Origin of the sequence: Bulleidia sp. zg-1006, assembly GCF_016812035.1 — a bacterium.
In the GTDB taxonomy this organism is placed as follows: Bacteria; Bacillota_I; Bacilli_A; order Erysipelotrichales; family Erysipelotrichaceae; genus Bulleidia.
Map to the genome: position 1 here is coordinate 224863 of NZ_CP069178.1, position 17032 is coordinate 241894.

Consider the following 17032-nt stretch of genomic DNA (forward strand, 5'->3'; position numbering starts at 1 on the left):
TACATATTATTACAAACGAAATCCCCTGAATTTGACATGAAAACAGCAAAAAAGCTAGTATTTACTAGCTTTTTAAGAAAATATAAAATTCAAAACTGTCAAATTCCCGTTTTTTCATAGCGATAGAAACACTCGCCTTGGAATATCCGGTTTCTTCCGCCACATCAATAGAATGACAAATACCTTTTCTTTCTTTAATCACTAAAATAGCTAATAGATAATCCTCACCCGATTCGTAAATAGACATTTAAACTCCTTTTCAACCATTATACCTGATTTTTAATTTCGAGGAATAACAATACTTTTGTAAGCCCTCTTTTAGTATTATGAACATTATAAATGTTTAGTGAAACAAAATAGAAATCATGGAGATGTAAAATACCAATAATAAAATGCCAAGGGAACGATGCTTTTCAAGTTAAAAGTACATTCTTGCTTGTATTTGCTTCAATAATATATGAAGTTGAAAACCGGTCTTTGTTAAATGTAGTCAATTTCTATATAATTGGAGTAGTCATAGCGAGTATAATTACGTATTTCATATTTTCTAATAGATACCATACAAGAGAATAGGAGAGATATTTTTTCATTTTCTCCTAAGTTATGAAGAAAGAAAAGAAAATGAACAATTCATTCTCAAAATGCAGATCTATCCATATATGCACAATATACACTTTGGGAATAGCTTAGCAGGAAAGTCAAAGTAGAATCGTCTATATCAATAAAACTATCTATAAGATTATAGAATAAAATTAAGACAGGAGTTTATATATGAAAATCGATATAAAAAAATCTATTCAATACAGATTTATTGGATATGTATTTAAGAAAAAGTGTCTAAAGAATGAATCTTTAGAAAGTTTAAGTCAAAATGATAAAGATCGAATCTGTATGGAGTCTGCTCAAAAGACGAGAAAATTCACTTTGATTTTTATTCCATTTTATATCATGGCGATGTTGATTTTTTTCATTGGCTTTATTATGAATCCGGAATATAGGAAGAATGATTTTGTGATATGGTATCAGGGTATTTTGGAATCCGTATTCCCATTGATTAGTGGAGATTGGGGAAGTGCCATGTATGAGAAAAGGGCGACAGTTATTCTTATCGCCATTAAATTGATTCCAGTATTGATGATTAACGGAATTCCACTTTTAGGACTTATTTTAATAATGGGACATCGATTTTTGGAAAAGCGAATAAAGGATGAGCTTTTTGAAAATGATAGATTGTACAACTAAATGAGACAGCTTTAGTAAGTAAAAACTCATATTAACTTCGTGTAAAATATTTTTATAGTGATTCATATTTTCTCTTGTTTTTAGTTATCTTTACAAACACTATTTTATCAGAAAACTATGAATCATTTTTTATTGCACTTAGAGTGCAAATTCAATAATTAAACATTTACTTTTTGTCACCATGCTTCAACAAAAGTTGATTTCAATTAATATTGGTTTAATGCACTTCTGATTTTATAATGCAAATAGATAAATGATACCGGAAAGGGTGAAGCCATGATTAGTGATTTTTTTGATAAAAATTTAATTCAATTAAATGTCGAAGCAAAGAATAGAGAAGAGGCAATTCGTATCGCCGCCCAACCCTTAGTCGACTATAAAAAAATTAGTACAGATTATGTTGATAACATCTTAAAGGTCTTGGAAAAAACGGGTCCGTACTTCGTCCTTTTACCTCAGGTGGCCTTACCGCACGCTCGTTCGGAAGAAGGGGCACTTGAGAATGCGATAGGAATCACGACTTTAAAGCATCCGGTTGAGTTTAAAAGCGAAACAAATGATCCGATCAAATATTTGTTTGTCATTAGTGCCATTGATAATAATGTTCATTTAGGTGCTTTATCAATGTTAGCGGAGTTGTTTGAAAAAGCCTCATTTTTTGAATTTCTGGATAATGCAACTTCTCCAAAGGAGATTTTAAATTATCTAAAAGATGTAGAAAGGAGTTGGACAGATGTATAAGGCATTGGTTGCGTGTCGAGCGGGTATGGGATCCAGTTTATTATTGAAAATCAAAGTAGATCAAGTGATTAAAGAAAATAACTATCCCATTGAAACTGAACACGGGAATTTGGATTCTTTAATCGGGTATACCGGTGATTTGTTTATTTCGATGGAAGATCTGGCTGAAGAGCTAAGAGATACAGTGAAATATGCTATTGGTATTCGAAACATTGTAGATAAGAACGAAATTCAATCTAAATTGGAAGAATATTTAAACTTTGAATCAAATCAATAATTAAGCGGAAGGAGAGAGAATAATGATAGAAGCTTTATTAGGTCAAGTTAGAAATACTGCCCTTATTATTGGATTAGTCGCCTTAGTTGGGCTACTACTTCAAAAGAAAAAATCTTCAGAGGTCATATCTGGAACAGTTAAGACAATTATCGGATTTATGATTTTCAATATTGGCTCCGGTGCCATGTCCGGAGTTGTCAATAACTTCTCAAAGTTATTTAATCTAGGTTTTGGTGTTGAAGGAGTCACAACTCAAGTTGAAGTTGCAACCGCCTTAGCTTTAAACGAGTTTGGAACAGAGGTGGCTTTAGTTTTTGTTTTAGGTTTTATATTTAATCTAATCATTGCTAAATTCACTAAATTTAAAGCTATTTTCTTAACAGGACAACATTTCTTATATTTTGGAGCAGTGTTGGCACTTGTGTTTATAGCTTTGGGGTCCCCAATGATTGTAACCGTATTAGTTGGAGGTTTAGTTTTAGGTTTTGCCGGAGCAGCCCTCCCTTCATTAGCTCAACCATTCATGAAGAAAATTACAGGATCTGATGACATTGCGATGGGTCATTTTAACTTAATAGGTTATACTTTTGCGGGATGGGTAGGAAAGCTATTTGCTAAATCTGCTGAAAAAGAAGAAAGTGATTCTTCAGATGTTAATTTACCTGACTTCTTAAAATTATTTAGAGATTTTGTTTTCTCTGTCGCTGTCTTTATGATGGTATTATTCTATGTCGCAACCATTGCTTGTGTTGTCAATGGACATATGGATGTAGTTAAAAAAATGGCGATGAATGATATATGGTTTATCTGGCCATTATTACAAGGATTACAATTTGCGGCAGGAATGAGTGTATTAATTTATGGGGTTCGTCAATTTATTGCAGAAATTACGGCAGCATTTGTTGGTATTTCAGAAAAATATATTCCAGATGCAAAACCTGCAGTGGATTGCCCGGCCGTCTTCCCATTTGCGCCTAATGCAGTCTTAATTGGATTTGTCGGAGCTTTGCTTGGAGGATTCTTGGGAATGTGGTTAATGATTATGTTTAAGAGTCCGGTTGTACTGATTCCGGCAGCAGGGATTGCCTTCTTCTCTGGAGGAACAGCAGGTGTCTTTGGTAATGCATATGGTGGATGGAAAGGTGCCTTAGTTGGTTCATTCTTGGTAGGAATTGGACTAGTTGTGTTACCACTTGTTCTCTATCCGGCATTTGCTCAATTAGGAATTGCTGAAGCATCATTCCCAAACATTGACTACAATATTTTTGGTGCGGTAATTTATGCAATTATAAACTTTATGAAAGGATTGTTTTGATTCTAAGAATAGAGTGTCATTAGAGCAAGGGTTGCCTTGCTCTAATTCATAATAGGAAAGAACATGAAAAATTTAAATAAAAAATATTTCGGATTGTTTGTAAAACTAGTGACTAATCCAGCCATGCTTGTCATGTCCAAAGACGCAGGGTTAGATTTCTTGTTTTATGACAATGAACATAACTCATTTTCTAAATCAAAATTACACGATTTATTCTTGTTTGGTAACAATATAGGTTTGCCAAGCTTTATCAGAGTAAGTGAACTTAGCCGTAGAGAAATCGGACAAGCCCTTGATAATGGTGCAGTCGGTATAATGGTACCTATGATTGAAACGAAAGAACAAGCTGAACGATTAGTTGAATTTAGCAAGTACCCGCCAATTGGTCTTAGAGGTTATTCCAGTGGGGCTCATACCAATTATGGTCCTAGTGGAAATCATCAGGGGAATATGGAACTTAAGAATAAAACAGTAGTTACTATTGCTCAAATTGAAACGGAACGAGGGGTTAAAAATGCTGAAGAAATCCTAGAGACCCCGGGTATTGATGCCTGTATCATTGGACCGGTCGATTTAAGTATATCTTTAGGCGTGACGGACAATATTATGGATAAAAAAGAATTAGAGACCATCACTAAAGTTATTAGCGTGAGTAAAAAACTGAATAAACCGGTTGGAATTATTGGAGCGAATGAAATTCTTGAATATTTTAAAGATGATTTAAATTATTTTATTTCAGCGAATGATTTGAGTATTCTAAGATCCGGTTTGCATAATGCAGTTGCAAAATATAAAGAAATAACAAAATAGAAGGTTATAGATGGATAGAGAAATACTTCAACTGTTACAACTTATCATTAAAAGGTCACAATCAACGTTATTGGATGCAGAAAGGGAAAGTCAAGCGACACGAAGACAAATATTATATCGATTAGACAAACTTAATGTGTTAATTGAAGAGAGTCAACACGAAACAATAAAAATTGGGCAAGATAAAGAGTTTATTGTCGATTTAGCAACGAGAGATTTTCTGATTAAATCCCTGTTTTCTTCTACTGGCGATAAAACCTATTATTTAAATAAAAACGAAAGAAAAATATTTCTCTTTTTATGCGTATTTGTGTCAAACGAATATCTCTCATCAAATCACTTCACGGATTATCTTACCATCAGTAAATCAACGATTTTTCAAGATTTAAGTGAATTGTCATTTGATTTGGAAAAAGAACATATCAGGTTGGATTATAATCGTGTCGATGGTTATTTTCTAACCGGTAATGAAATGGACATTCGACGCTATATGATGATGACTGTGATTTCACTTATTTCTCAAGAAACAACACATCAAGTGCTTGATATGGTTATTGAGAAGCTTCATCTTTATACGTTTGAATTTTCAAAATTAATTATTCAAGAATTATCTGAAAAACATAGAATTTCATTTGTTGAAGATCGATTAAAAGAATTTATTTATATTTTTATTTTTGTCACTCATCGCATTATTGCTCACAGTCACCAACAAATAGTGGACGATTTACCAAAAGTGGAAATGATGCCTACCTTTAAAGAATACGATTTTGTAGATGATTTGGTCAATTTCTTCCCATTTAGAATGAAAATGAAAAAACAAGATCGAGAGTATTTAAGTTCTTGGATTTTAGGGATTTCATTTGGAAATGTCTTAGATGACACAGAAGATTGTTTGTTAATTGCTAAATTAGTTTCTAAAATTATGACTCGCTTTGAAATTCTCAGTGGAATTCATTATGACAACATTGAAGATAAATTTAAGCATCTTTATGCTCATTTTAGACCGGCATATTATCGTTTGCTGTTTAAGTTACCCATATATAATCCGTTAAAAGATAAAGTCAAAGAACAATATCCGGCTTTATTTAATTTGGTTAGGGAAACCATGAAACCGATGAGTAATCTTTTTAATCAAGATATTAATGATGATGAATTAACGTATCTGACGATGCATTTCGCTTCAATTTTCATTGATGAACCTTCTAAAGAAATTATTAAAAAGAAACGAGCCTTGATTGTTTGTCTTAATGGAATAGGTTCATCGGTGATTCTGCACAATGAGTTGAAATTATTATTTCCTAGTATTGAGTTTTTAAAACCAATTGAAGTCAGCCAATTTGATCCGAATCGTTTTGATGTTGATATTATTTTTACAACTAGCATATTCAAAGAAATTGCTGAATCATCGATTCCTGTCGTCAAAGTAAATCCAATTATGGATGACGATGAAAAATTTATCGTATTAAAAGAGGTTAAGGCTCACTTAGGCAATTTACATAATACGATGGTTGTCGCAGATGATATTTTATCTATTCTTAGAAATCATCTAGGTAATATCAGTGAAGAAAATCGGTTGGTTTCAGACTTAGTTGGATTATTTTATAGTACAAATTCTAAGGAGACGACAGAAACTCAACCTAAACGATTAGTGGACATCTTATCGAAACAATTCATTATGACTCAAGTTGAGTGCAGTAGTGATCTTGAAGCGGTGAAACTGTCTCTTTTACCTTTAATGAAAAATAAGATGATTACAAAAAATTATCAGAATAGCGTGGTTCGTTTGCAAAAACAAAGTCCTTCATATTTTGCGATTACACCACATATCGCCTTGCCTCATACAAAATCCTCGGAAGGAGCTTTGGAAAATGGCATTTCAATCGTAACACTTAAAACCCCTTTGAATTTTGGTGAAAGTCCCAATAATCCTATTAAATATTTGTTCGGATTGTCAGCCGTTGATAATGAGTCACACATGAAAGCTATGTCAGATTTACTCATTTTATTGAATGATAAAGATTTTTTGAAGTTGTTAGACCAAGAGACAAATTCAAATAAAATTATGAACTATATCGTAAATTATGATTGGAGATAAGCATGAATGATTTAAATATATATATTAAAACAATACAGGAAGAACTTGAGGCACATATTGATGCCATGAATCAAGAAAATTTAAAGCAGGCGAAAGATTTGATTTTGAACCAGGAACAAAGTGGTAAAAGAGTTCATGTTACTGGTATTGGAAAACCAAGTTATGTTGCAGGATATATTGCTTCTCTTCTATCTTCAATTGGAACTAAAGCCTATTTTCTTGATGGGACTGAAGCAGTTCATGGCAGTGCGGGACAAGTTGATGTGGGGGATGTTGTTATCGCTATTTCAAATAGCGGTCAAACTTCTGAGTTAAGGTATACCGTTGAAACATTAAAATCCAATGGAGCGAGAATAATTGCTGTTTCAGGTAATGAAGAATCCTGGTTAGCTAAAAACTCAGATGTCTTTCTAAAAGCAACGGTTTCTAAAGAAGGCGATGGCTTAAACAAGCCTCCGCGAGCATCAATTTTGGTTGAAATGTTCACATTACAATGCTTATCTATATTATTACAAGCCGAAAGAAATCTTGATTCTCAAAAATATGTGAAGTGGCATCCTGGTGGAGCTTTAGGTGCTTCAATCAGTCAAGATAAAAATACGGTGTAATGTAGTAAGACATAGGTTGTCGATAGGAAAAAAATTGTACTGGACAATTCAAACAAAAATAAAAGGAAAGGAGAATAGTAAAATGGATCCTATATAGTAGACAATTAAAAAGTCTATTATAGGAGCCATTTTAATAAACATCCCTAGTCACTCTTTTTATTCTTTTGGTATTGCTCTTTAATCTTGTTGAAGGTTTGATTGCTTAAATCATGCTCAATTTTATGTGCGTCGTGATAAGCAATATCCGGATCAACTCCTAATTGTTTAAAATAACCGGTCAACACAGTATTTCGTTCATGAATTTTTTCAGCAATCGCAAGACCTGTTTCCAATAATTCTAAAGAACCATCTTGGTTCATTTGAATATATCCATTTTCTCTTAATTTTTTCATAGCGATAGAAACACTCGCCTTGGAATATCCGGTTTCTTCCGCCACATCAATAGAATGACAGATACCTTTTCTTTCTTTAATCACTAAAATAGCTAATAGATAATCCTCACCCGATTCGTAAATAGACATTTAAACTCCTTTTCAACCATTATACCCGATTTTTAATTTCGAGGAATAACAATACTTTTGTAAGCCCTCTTTTAGTATTATTATAACAGTTATGAAGAAAATTTTAATGTATAGTCCAAACAAAGAAAGAATCGCTATTTTTAAAGAAGTGGCGCAACAGTTCCACTCTGTTTTTGTGCAAATAAGTGATGAACAACTAAAACTAACCGTAAATTTGGTGTTTCTTTTAGAAGAAGATAAAGATGGGTCTCACCGTGAGTTTGAAAATGAATATATCTTAATTGATGGGATATCGAAAGAAGAATTATCTATTCTATTTGAAGCGGTGAATGAAAAGATAGAAACAGATGCGATGATTACAATAATCAAAACAGTGCATAACCAAAACTGGCTTTTATCCGATTTATTCCTTGAAACAAAAGAGGAAAAAGAGTTGATGGAAAAAGTGTTAGAATTAGAGAATATCTTATTACAAAGTAATCAATTGGATTTGAATTCTTTTGAAGAAGGTCAAAAAGGAGATATTAAAAATGCGTTGATGATGGCTTATATGACACTGATGCAAGGAAAATTTGAAAAAGAACAAATACAAAAACAATTAGATGAATTAAAGCGATTATTAAGGAGAAAGCGATGAAAAAAATATGTGTTGTAGGAGGAGCGAATATTGATATTTGTGGATCTAGTTTGGAGCCACTTCGTCAATACGACTCTAATCCCGGAGAAATCAATTTAAGTTTTGGCGGGGTTGGTCGTAATATCGCCCAAATTTGTGCTTTATTAGGGGAAGAAGTGCAATTCGTTACTTGTTTTTCTTCGGATCCTTACGCCAAAATGTTACAAGAAGATTGCCGAAGGTTAGGAATGGATATTTCTAAAAGTTCAATCACAAAGGATTACCCAAGTTCTATTTATTTGGCTATCTTAGATCAAAATCGAGATATGAAAATTGCGATGAGTGACATGCGCATTTTAAGAGCGATGGATACAGCTGTTCTTGATAAAGCGCTAGAGGATTTAGATGAAGGGGATGCTTTAATTCTGGATGCTAATTTAGATTTAAATAGTATTGAATATTTAACAAAACACGCGAAATCTTTTTTGGTGGCTGATCCTGTATCCGTTCAAAAATCAAAGCGCTTAGTACCTATTCTACCGTACTTAAATGTATTTAAGCCAAATCAATATGAAGCCGAGGCGTTAACCGGTATCTTTGTGAAAGATAAAGAGACGGCTAGACAATGCCTTACTTGGTTTTTAAATCAAGGAATGCAAGAAATTATTGTGTCATTAGCCGATCAAGGTGTTATACTTGGAAGTTCAGAAGGTATGTTCCGGTATCGTCATCGTCCAATTCATCTTTCTAATGCAACGGGAGGCGGTGATTCCTTGTTAGGAGCGTATGTTTCTGAAAGAATTCGAGGTGTAAGTCCTTGCGAGGCTATTCGATTTGGTCTTAGTGCAGCGGTTGTTAGTATTGAACAAGACGCTGTGCGACGTCGTAGTTTAGAAAGGGCAAAAGTGCGCGAGTGTATGGAAAGCATGAATATACAGGAGGAAAAGTTATGAAAGTAAGAACAAGTCAGGAAGTTGCGAAGGCTATTGCTGAAGGGAAACCGGTCATTGCGTTAGAATCGACTATTATTTCCCATGGTATGCCTTATCCACAAAATGTAAAAACAGCTTTAGAGGTTGAAAAGATTATTCGTGAAAATAGTTGTATTCCTGCAACGGTTGGTATTATCGAAGGTGAACCGGTTGTTGGTATGTCGGCGGAAGAAATTGAAGAATTTGGTAAGCGTGGTTTATCCATTCCTAAAGTGTCTCGTCGTGATATCCCAACGATTGTTGCCAATAAGGATTGGGGTGCTTCAACAGTTGCAACAACGATGATTTTTGCGGCCATGGCAGGCGTTGAGTTTTTCGTAACTGGTGGTATTGGGGGCGTTCATCGTGGTGCTGAGTTAACGTTTGATGTCAGCGCTGATTTAGAGGAGTTAGGTAATACAAATGTAACGGTTATCTGCGCGGGGGCAAAAGCAATTTTGGATTTACCTAAGACCTTAGAGGTGTTAGAAACAAAGGGCGTTCCGGTGTTTGGTTATCAAACGGAGGAATTACCGGCTTTCTACACAAGAACCTCGGGTCTAAAAGTAGACCATGCTTTAAAAGATGCCAGTGAAGCCGCATCGATCATCCACGCTAAGAGAGAATTGGGCTTAAAAGGGGGTGTATTGATTACAAATCCTATTCCTGAAGAATACAGTATGGATTCAAAGGCAATCAATAAAGTCATTGACCAGGCCATTGCTGAAATGGATGAAAAGGGTGTTCATGGTAAAGAAGCAACGCCCTTCTTGTTAGCCAAGGTAGCTGAATTAACTGATGGTGAATCCTTGAATTCCAATATTCAATTGGTGTTCAATAACGCAAAAGTAGGCTGTGCAATTGCCAAGGAGTACTATAAATAATGCATGATACCGAACTTTCTGAAGTATTAACAAAAGGAAAATTAATTTCCGGTTTACAAATGTTAGGAATTACGGGAAGCCAAATATTAGAAGTACATACCAAAATGTCTGCTTTTAATTATGTGATTGGTGGTGCGAAAACTATCGTGGATGGTCTTTTGGAGTTATGTCAAAATGGAGGAACGATTTTAATGCCAACACAAGTAGCGGACAATAGCGAGCCTAGTGATTGGAAAAATCCGCCAATTTCACCAGAACTTTGGAAAACAGTGCGCCAGGAAATTCCTGTCTTTGATTCGGAAAGTTCGGATACGCACTACATGGGTTCTGTTGTTTTGAATTTTCAGCATCGAAAAGGCGTGGTGAGTTCCGGCCATCCAAGTTATTCCTATGCGGCTTGGGGCAGATATGCGAAACTGTTGGTTAATGGTCAATCCATGCATTTTCCATTGAGTGAAGAAAGTCCAGCCGCTCGTCTTTATGAATTAAAAGGCTATGTGTTATTGATGGGAGTAGATTTTTCCAGCTGTACGGCTTTGCATTTAGCGGAATATCGTGCTGATTGTCGTCCGGTTGAAATTCAAGGGGCTATGATTGAAACGAAAGATGAACATAAATGGAAAGAATATTTAAATCTCCAATTAGATAGTGATGATTTTGTGAGGGTCGAACAAATCCTGCGAAAAAAAGAGCTACTACGAGAAACCACGATTTGTGGATGCCCAGTAATGCTTTTTTCAGCTGTAGCCGCCATCGATGAAGCGACACGTTATTTAGAAAATGCAAGTGTGTTTGACTTATACCGTTAGAACCAATGGTGTTTTTGAACGGCTTTCTCATATAAGGAAGCAATCAAGGACACCTTTTTTTCATCTTCTTCTGTAAAGCGATTTTCAATGGGTGCATCAATATCAATCATGCCAATACATTCGTTGTCCTTCATAATAGGAACACAGAGTTCGCTTCGTGAATCCGAGTCACAAGCGATGTGATCTTGAACTGCTAACACATTTGGAACGTTCAATAGTCTTTTTTCACGATAGCATTTCCCACAAACGCCTTTTTCAAAAGGGATATGAGTGCAAGCCACCTTACCTTGAAATGGACCCAAAACCAATTCACCATTTTTAACGAAATAAAAACCAGCCCAATTAATATTAGGAAGTAATTGGTTGATATACGCTGTCAAGTTGCTCGTTGCAGCTAAGAAGTCTACCTCTTCTAAAAGAGATTGTGTTTGTTGCAAGATAATCATATTTATAGTGTACTTCAAGAATGCACGTTTCGACAATTTGCATGGTTTGGAGTAAAATAAAAAACGGAAAAAAGGAGATTAGATGAATCCAAAAGTAAAAGATACAGTCTATGTCCAATCTTTTAAACACGATGGTTCTTTACATAGAACTTGGTGTAAGGCTTTTGTTTTAGAGGCGGATGAAGAGAAAATAGTGGCAGTCACGGATCGAGCTTGGGTGATTGAATCAGATGGTCGCAAATGGATAACCAGAGAACCGGCGGTCTGTTTCTTTTATAAAAAGAAATGGTTTAATGTGATATCCATGATTCGCCATAGTGGTATTTATTACTATTGCAACTTAGCTTCCCCGAGTTTATATGATGGAGAGGCAATTAAGAATGTAGATTATGATTTAGATGTGAAATTATTTCCCGATCGAAGCTATGTGATATTAGATGAAGATGAATATCGAGAACATGGTGAGGAATATGTGTACTCTGATGATTTGAAGGAAGTTGTCGAGAAATCAATGACATCTTTAATTGGCATGATGGAACGGGAAGAAGAACCTTTTCAAAAAGAATGCATCAATAAGTACTATCAATTGTATTTGAATTTAAAAAAGGAATTCTGATGATGATGTGACCCCAAAGTTAGACTTTTAAATTTAGATATGGCAAACTCCAAATTTTTCAAAAAAAGTATGAATAATAGGCTTGCCATAGGAGGGATGAGATGATATTATAACTGGGCACTAGAGAGCAGTACAAAAGACAATGGCAGAGCTTTTTGGAAGAGGGAAGAAGGTATAAAGTACTCAAAACAAAGGGGAAAAGAAAGCGAGAAAAGTCGAAAAAAAGTAATTGACAAAGTCAGAAGGTATTGGTATTATAGTCAAGCACGCTTGAAGAGAGCGTGAGAGATCTTTGAAAACTGAATAGGAATTAAAAACATTACAGAACAACGTCAACGAAATAAGAAAGAAGTAGCCAAAGAGCTACGGAATAAAGAGTCAATCAAATGAAGAGTTTGATCCTGGCTCAGGATAAACGCTGGCGGCGTGCCTAATACATGCAAGTCGAACGCTGGAAACCTAGCTTGCTAGGTGGAAAGAGTGGCGAACGGGTGAGTAATACATAAGCAATCTGCCCACAAAGACCGGGATAACCTCTGGAAACGGGGACTAATACCGGATAGGTAAGGAGAAGGCATCTTTTCTTTATTAAAGGTTAAAAACACTAGTGGATGAGCTTATGGCGCATTAGTTAGTTGGTGAGGTAAAGGCTCACCAAGACGATGATGCGTAGCCGGCCTGAGAGGGTGAACGGCCACATTGGGACTGAGACACGGCCCAGACTCCTACGGGAGGCAGCAGTAGGGAATTTTCGGCAATGGGGGCAACCCTGACCGAGCAACGCCGCGTGAGTGAAGACGGCCTTCGGGTTGTAAAGCTCTGTTGTAAGAAAAGATAAACCGGAAGAGAATTTCAGTCAGACATTATCTTACCAGAAAGCCACGGCTAACTACGTGCCAGCAGCCGCGGTAATACGTAGGTGGCGAGCGTTATCCGGAATTATTGGGCGTAAAGGGTGCGTAGGCGGTCTGTTAAGTTCATGGTCAAATTGTGGGGCTCAACCCCATCACGCCATGGATACTGGCAGACTAGAGTATTGGAGAGGCAAGTGGAATTCCATGTGTAGCGGTAAAATGCGTAGATATATGGAGGAACACCGGTGGCGAAGGCGACTTGCTGGCCAAAGACTGACGCTGAGGCACGAAAGCGTGGGGAGCAAATAGGATTAGATACCCTAGTAGTCCACGCTGTAAACGATGAATACTAAGTATTGGGGAGACTCAGTGCTGCAGCTAACGCATTAAGTATTCCGCCTGTGGAGTATGCACGCAAGTGTGAAACATAAAGGAATTGACGGGGGCCCGCACAAGCGGTGGAGTATGTGGTTTAATTCGACGCAACGCGAAGAACCTTACCAGGCCTTGACATCCCTTGCAAAGCCCTAGAGATAGGGAAGAGGTTATCAAGGAGACAGGTGGTGCATGGTTGTCGTCAGCTCGTGTCGTGAGATGTTGGGTTAAGTCCCGCAACGAGCGCAACCCTTGTCTTCAGTTACCAGCATTCAGTTGGGGACTCTGGAGAGACTGCCGGTGATAAACCGGAGGAAGGTGGGGATGACGTCAAATCATCATGCCCCTTATGGCCTGGGCTACACACGTACTACAATGGCTATTACAACGTGCAGCGACTGTGTGAACAGGAGCGAATCACTGAAAGATAGTCTCAGTTCGGATTGGAGTCTGCAACTCGACTCCATGAAGTTGGAATCGCTAGTAATCGCGGATCAGCATGTCGCGGTGAATACGTTCTCGGGCCTTGTACACACCGCCCGTCATACCATGAGAGTTGGCAATACCCGAAGCCGGTGGCCTAACCGCAAGGAAGGAGCCGTCGAAGGTAGGGCTAATGATTGGGGTCAAGTCGTAACAAGGTATCCCTACGAGAACGTGGGGATGGATCACCTCCTTTCTAAGGAGAAAGATGTACACAAGAAAGAAGTTGGAGTAATAAATTCCTATTTAGTTTTGAGAGATTTCGGAAAAAGACTCTCAAGAGCAGTTCTTTGAAAACTGAATAACAGAAGAAGACAATAGATAGGTCTTTTTCGTAAAGTTGTGATAACAAGATTAACAGAAAAAGTTGAAAGACAAAAAGTTAACAGTTCTCGTACAAACGCAAAAAAGAGTGATTAAACGAACAAGAGCGTACGGTGGATGTCTTGGCATATAGAGCAGAAGAAGGACGCAGCAAACGGCGAAACGCCTCGGGGAGTCGTACACAGGCAACGATCCGGGGGTATCCGAATGGGGGAACCCGATACATAGGAAATGATGTATCACCCATAAGCCAATACATAACTTATGAGGAGAAAACCCAGTGAATTGAAACATCTTAGTAACTGGAGGAAAAGAAAATAACAATGATTCCGAGAGTAGTGGCGAGCGAAATTGGAAGAGCCCAAACCAGCTAAGAGCTGGGGTAGTAGGACCACGAGATGGTACAGATGAAGATAGTCGAATGAGATTGAAAGCTTCAGCCGCAGAAGGTGCAAGCCCTGTAGACGAAATTTTCAAATGGCCTAGTGGGATCCTGAGTACGTCGGGGCACGTGGAACCCTGACGGAAGCGACCGGGACCATCCGGTAAGGCTAAATACTCCTATATGACCGATAGTGAACCAGTACCATGAGGGAAAGATGAAAAGAACCGCGGGAGCGGAGTGAAATAGATTCTGAAACCGTATGCTTACAAAAAGTCAGAGCACATTCATGTGTGATGGCGTGCCTTTTGTAGAATGAACCGGCGAGTTATCCTTACGTGCGAGGTTAAGCAGACAATGCGGAGCCGAAGCGAAAGCGAATCTTAATAGGGTGAAGAGTACGTAGGGATAGACCCGAAGCCGTAGTGATCTAGTCATGAGCAGGTTGAAGTCTGGGTGAATCCAGATGGAGGACCGAACCGACCCCCGTTGAAACGTTGGCGGATGACTTGTGATTAGCGGAGAAATTCCAATCGAACACGGCGATAGCTGGTTCTCCCCGAAATAGCTTTAGGGCTAGCGTTGAACGGATCTACCCGGAGGTAGAGCACTGAAATCTTGCGGGCGGCACCTAGCCGTACCAATAGATATCAAACTCCGAATGCCGGGCAAGAATATTCAGCAGTCAGACTGTGGGTGATAAGGTCCATGGTCAAAAGGGAAACAGCCCAGATCATCAGATAAGGTCCCAAAATTTACGCTAAGTGGAAAAGGATGTGGAGACGCGCAAACAGCTAGGAGGTTGGCTCAGAAGCAGCCATCCTTGAAAGAGTGCGTAACAGCTCACTAGTCGAGTATCTCCGCGCCGAAAATTTACCGGGGCTAAGCGTAATACCGAATCTATGGATTTGAATTTAATTCAAGTGGTAGGGGAGCGTTCCATACAGCATTGAAGGTATACCGTAAGGAGTGCTGGAGCGTATGGAAGTGAGAATGCCGGTGTGAGTAGCGAGATGTAGGTGAGAATCCTACACACCGATAGACCAAGGTTTCCAGGGGAAGGTTCGTCCGCCCTGGGTAAGTCGGGACCTAAGGCCAGGCCGAAAGGCGTAGTCGATGGACAGCAGGTTGATATTCCTGCACCCGCGAATCAAGTGAAGGAGTGACAGAAAAGGTTAACCAGACCCCTTAATGGATTGGGGATTGTAAGGAGAAGAGGCTGATAGGCAAATCCGTCAGCGTAATTGAAGCCTTGCAGGGAGTGAACGCGCGAGCAAGTAGCGAAGATGGTGATACCGGTTCTCAAGAAAAGCTTCTAGCGTCAATTGATTAGTGGCCCGTACCAAAACCGACACAGGTGGTCAAGGCGAATAGCCTAAGGTGAGCGAGAGAACTGTTGCCAAGGAACTCGGCAAATTGGCCCCGTACGTTCGCAATAAGGGGTGCTCGAAAGAGCCGCAGTAAATAGGCCCTAGCAACTGTTTAACTAAAACATAGCTCTCTGCAAAGTCGCAAGACGAAGTATAGGGGGTGACACCTGCCCGGTGCTGGAAGGTCAAGGGGATTAGTTAGGAGTAATCCGAAGCTTTGAACCGAAGCCCCAGTGAACGGCGGCCGTAACTATAACGGTCCTAAGGTAGCGAAATTCCTTGTCAGGTAAGTTCTGACCCGCACGAAAGGTGTAATGATTTGGGCACTGTCTCGGCAGCAGACTCGGTGAAATCTTAGTACCTGTGAAGATGCAGGTTACCCGCAACTAGACGGAAAGACCCCATGGAGCTTTACTATAGCCTGCTATTGAGTTTCGGTTAAGTATGCACAGTATAGGTGGGAGACGAAGAGACCGGCCTTTCGGGGTCAGAGGAGTCACCGTTGGGATACCACTCTTACTTGATTGAAATTCTAACTCCGGACCGTGATCCGGGCGGAGGACCGTGGCAGGTGGGTAGTTTGACTGGGGCGGTCGCCTCCCAAAGAGTAACGGAGGCGTACAAAGGTACTCTCAGAATGGTTGGAAATCATTCAACGAGCGCAAACGCAGAAGAGTGCTTGACTGCGAGACAAACAGGTCGAGCAGGGACGAAAGTCGGTGTTAGTGATCCGGCGGTGCAGAATGGAATGGCCGTCGCTTAACGGATAAAAGCTACCCTGGGGATAACAGGCTGATCTCGCCCAAGAGTTCACATCGACGGCGAGGTTTGGCACCTCGATGTCGGCTCATCGCATCCTGGAGGTGAATTCGCTTCCAAGGGTTGGGCTGTCCGCCCATTAAAGCGGTACGCGAGCTGGGTTCAGAACGTCGTGAGACAGTTCGGTCCCTATCTGTTGTGGGCGTTGGAAATTTGAGGAGAGCTGCCCCTAGTACGAGAGGACCGGGGTGGACATTCCTACGGTGCACCAGTTGTCACGCCAGTGGCATAGCTGGATAGCCGAGAATGGACCGGATAAACGCTGAAGGCATCTAAGCGTGAAACCGACTCCAAGATAAGATTTCCCATCATTTCAAATGAATAAGACCCCTTAAAGACGATGAGGTTGATAGGTCAGGGATGTAAGCATAGTGATATGTTGAGTTGACTGATACTAATAGGTCGAAGGTTTATTCACGAAGAGAACGCCAATTTTACGAAAAGACAGAAAATGTCTTCTAAGCTGTTATTTAG

General features: G+C 38.8%; 15 protein-coding genes and 2 rRNA genes. 14 read left to right on the top strand and 3 right to left on the bottom strand.

The features are described from left to right. Positions 1-64: 64 nt before the first annotated feature. Positions 65-247: a hypothetical protein gene (locus JOS54_RS01140; protein WP_238928359.1), complete on the bottom strand. Its 183-nt coding sequence runs from the start codon at positions 245-247 to the stop codon at positions 65-67. Positions 248-771: 524 nt separating this feature from the next. Here JOS54_RS01140 and JOS54_RS01145 point away from each other — a divergent pair. The 7 genes from JOS54_RS01145 to JOS54_RS01175 all read left to right on the top strand — a co-directional run bounded on the left by JOS54_RS01145 (position 772) and on the right by JOS54_RS01175 (position 7088). Then, the gene (locus tag JOS54_RS01145) at positions 772-1242 is read left to right on the top strand and encodes a hypothetical protein (RefSeq protein ID WP_203245252.1); all 471 of its coding nucleotides are present in this window, start codon (positions 772-774) and stop codon (positions 1240-1242) included. Positions 1243-1518: 276 nt separating this feature from the next. Further along, a complete protein-coding gene (locus JOS54_RS01150) occupies positions 1519-1983 on the top strand; it encodes a PTS sugar transporter subunit IIA (protein WP_203245253.1) in 465 nt (154 codons plus the stop codon). Further along, entirely contained in the window at positions 1976-2260 is a 285-nt protein-coding gene (locus JOS54_RS01155) for a PTS sugar transporter subunit IIB (RefSeq protein ID WP_203245254.1), read from the top strand. Before JOS54_RS01150 ends, JOS54_RS01155 begins: the two co-directional genes overlap by 8 nt. Before the next feature lie 22 nt (positions 2261-2282). Next, the gene (locus JOS54_RS01160) at positions 2283-3575 is read left to right on the top strand and encodes a PTS ascorbate transporter subunit IIC (RefSeq protein WP_203245255.1); all 1293 of its coding nucleotides are present in this window, start codon (positions 2283-2285) and stop codon (positions 3573-3575) included. A 63-nt stretch (positions 3576-3638) separates the two neighbouring features. Next, complete coding sequence (locus JOS54_RS01165) at positions 3639-4385, top strand: HpcH/HpaI aldolase/citrate lyase family protein (RefSeq protein ID WP_203245256.1); 747 nt, start codon at positions 3639-3641, stop codon at positions 4383-4385. 10 nt (positions 4386-4395) lie between these two features. Next, positions 4396-6480 (top strand): BglG family transcription antiterminator, encoded by a 2085-nt coding sequence (locus JOS54_RS01170; protein WP_203245257.1) that lies wholly within the window; start codon positions 4396-4398, stop codon positions 6478-6480. Between the two features lie 2 nt (positions 6481-6482). After that, entirely contained in the window at positions 6483-7088 is a 606-nt protein-coding gene (locus JOS54_RS01175) for an SIS domain-containing protein (protein ID WP_203245258.1), read from the top strand. A 143-nt stretch (positions 7089-7231) separates the two neighbouring features. Here JOS54_RS01175 and JOS54_RS01180 read toward each other — a convergent pair whose 3' ends face one another. Continuing rightward, positions 7232-7609 carry a metal-dependent transcriptional regulator gene (locus tag JOS54_RS01180; RefSeq protein ID WP_203245250.1) on the bottom strand — a complete coding sequence of 126 codons (378 nt, stop codon included), beginning with the start codon at positions 7607-7609 and terminating at the stop codon, positions 7232-7234. Between the two features lie 91 nt (positions 7610-7700). On the opposite strand from JOS54_RS01180, the gene JOS54_RS01185 reads away from it, so the two are divergent. From JOS54_RS01185 to JOS54_RS01200, 4 genes are read left to right on the top strand one after another with little or no spacing between them, the layout of a single operon-like run. Further along, positions 7701-8246, top strand: a complete 546-nt coding sequence (locus tag JOS54_RS01185; RefSeq protein WP_203245259.1) for a DUF3783 domain-containing protein — start codon at positions 7701-7703, stop codon at positions 8244-8246. Then, positions 8243-9178 carry a carbohydrate kinase family protein gene (locus JOS54_RS01190; RefSeq protein WP_203245260.1) on the top strand — a complete coding sequence of 312 codons (936 nt, stop codon included), beginning with the start codon at positions 8243-8245 and terminating at the stop codon, positions 9176-9178. Before JOS54_RS01185 ends, JOS54_RS01190 begins: the two co-directional genes overlap by 4 nt. Then, positions 9175-10080, top strand: coding sequence for a pseudouridine-5'-phosphate glycosidase (locus JOS54_RS01195; RefSeq protein WP_203245261.1), 906 nt, complete (start codon positions 9175-9177; stop codon positions 10078-10080). The genes JOS54_RS01190 and JOS54_RS01195 overlap by 4 nt, the downstream gene beginning before the upstream one ends. Then, a complete protein-coding gene (locus JOS54_RS01200) occupies positions 10080-10889 on the top strand; it encodes an aminoglycoside N(3)-acetyltransferase (protein ID WP_203245262.1) in 810 nt (269 codons plus the stop codon). Before JOS54_RS01195 ends, JOS54_RS01200 begins: the two co-directional genes overlap by 1 nt. Here the strand turns inward: JOS54_RS01200 and JOS54_RS01205 are convergent. After that, a complete protein-coding gene (locus tag JOS54_RS01205; RefSeq protein ID WP_203245263.1) occupies positions 10886-11335 on the bottom strand; it encodes a GAF domain-containing protein in 450 nt (149 codons plus the stop codon). The two genes, JOS54_RS01200 and JOS54_RS01205, sit on opposite strands and share 4 nt — an antisense overlap. Before the next feature lie 82 nt (positions 11336-11417). On the opposite strand from JOS54_RS01205, the gene JOS54_RS01210 reads away from it, so the two are divergent. The 3 genes from JOS54_RS01210 (at position 11418) to JOS54_RS01220 (ending at position 16976) form a co-directional block, all read left to right on the top strand. Next, on the top strand, positions 11418-11951 hold the full coding sequence (locus JOS54_RS01210; RefSeq protein WP_203245264.1) for a DUF402 domain-containing protein: 534 nt from the start codon (positions 11418-11420) through the stop codon (positions 11949-11951). 383 nt (positions 11952-12334) lie between these two features. Then, a 16S ribosomal RNA gene (locus JOS54_RS01215) occupies positions 12335-13859 on the top strand. A 218-nt stretch (positions 13860-14077) separates the two neighbouring features. Continuing rightward, positions 14078-16976 (top strand): 23S ribosomal RNA (locus tag JOS54_RS01220). The 16S and 23S rRNA genes sit together here, the layout of an rRNA operon. Positions 16977-17032 lie beyond the last annotated feature (56 nt).

Excerpts from the sequence above, each read along its gene's own strand:
- JOS54_RS01140 (WP_238928359.1), bottom strand. The coding sequence starts at position 247 with ATGTCTATTTACGAATCGGGTGAGGATTATCTATTAGCTATTTTAGTG.
- JOS54_RS01175 (WP_203245258.1), top strand. The coding sequence starts at position 6,483 with ATGAATGATTTAAATATATATATTAAAACAATACAGGAAGAACTTGAG.
- JOS54_RS01165 (WP_203245256.1), top strand. The coding sequence starts at position 3,639 with ATGAAAAATTTAAATAAAAAATATTTCGGATTGTTTGTAAAACTAGTG.
- JOS54_RS01155 (WP_203245254.1), top strand. The coding sequence starts at position 1,976 with ATGTATAAGGCATTGGTTGCGTGTCGAGCGGGTATGGGATCCAGTTTA.
- JOS54_RS01185 (WP_203245259.1), top strand. The coding sequence starts at position 7,701 with ATGAAGAAAATTTTAATGTATAGTCCAAACAAAGAAAGAATCGCTATT.
- JOS54_RS01150 (WP_203245253.1), top strand. The coding sequence starts at position 1,519 with ATGATTAGTGATTTTTTTGATAAAAATTTAATTCAATTAAATGTCGAA.
- JOS54_RS01195 (WP_203245261.1), top strand. The coding sequence starts at position 9,175 with ATGAAAGTAAGAACAAGTCAGGAAGTTGCGAAGGCTATTGCTGAAGGG.
- JOS54_RS01200 (WP_203245262.1), top strand. The coding sequence starts at position 10,080 with ATGCATGATACCGAACTTTCTGAAGTATTAACAAAAGGAAAATTAATT.
- JOS54_RS01170 (WP_203245257.1), top strand. The coding sequence starts at position 4,396 with ATGGATAGAGAAATACTTCAACTGTTACAACTTATCATTAAAAGGTCA.
- JOS54_RS01190 (WP_203245260.1), top strand. The coding sequence starts at position 8,243 with ATGAAAAAAATATGTGTTGTAGGAGGAGCGAATATTGATATTTGTGGA.
- JOS54_RS01205 (WP_203245263.1), bottom strand. The coding sequence starts at position 11,335 with ATGATTATCTTGCAACAAACACAATCTCTTTTAGAAGAGGTAGACTTC.
- JOS54_RS01180 (WP_203245250.1), bottom strand. The coding sequence starts at position 7,609 with ATGTCTATTTACGAATCGGGTGAGGATTATCTATTAGCTATTTTAGTG.
- JOS54_RS01145 (WP_203245252.1), top strand. The coding sequence starts at position 772 with ATGAAAATCGATATAAAAAAATCTATTCAATACAGATTTATTGGATAT.
- JOS54_RS01210 (WP_203245264.1), top strand. The coding sequence starts at position 11,418 with ATGAATCCAAAAGTAAAAGATACAGTCTATGTCCAATCTTTTAAACAC.
- JOS54_RS01160 (WP_203245255.1), top strand. The coding sequence starts at position 2,283 with ATGATAGAAGCTTTATTAGGTCAAGTTAGAAATACTGCCCTTATTATT.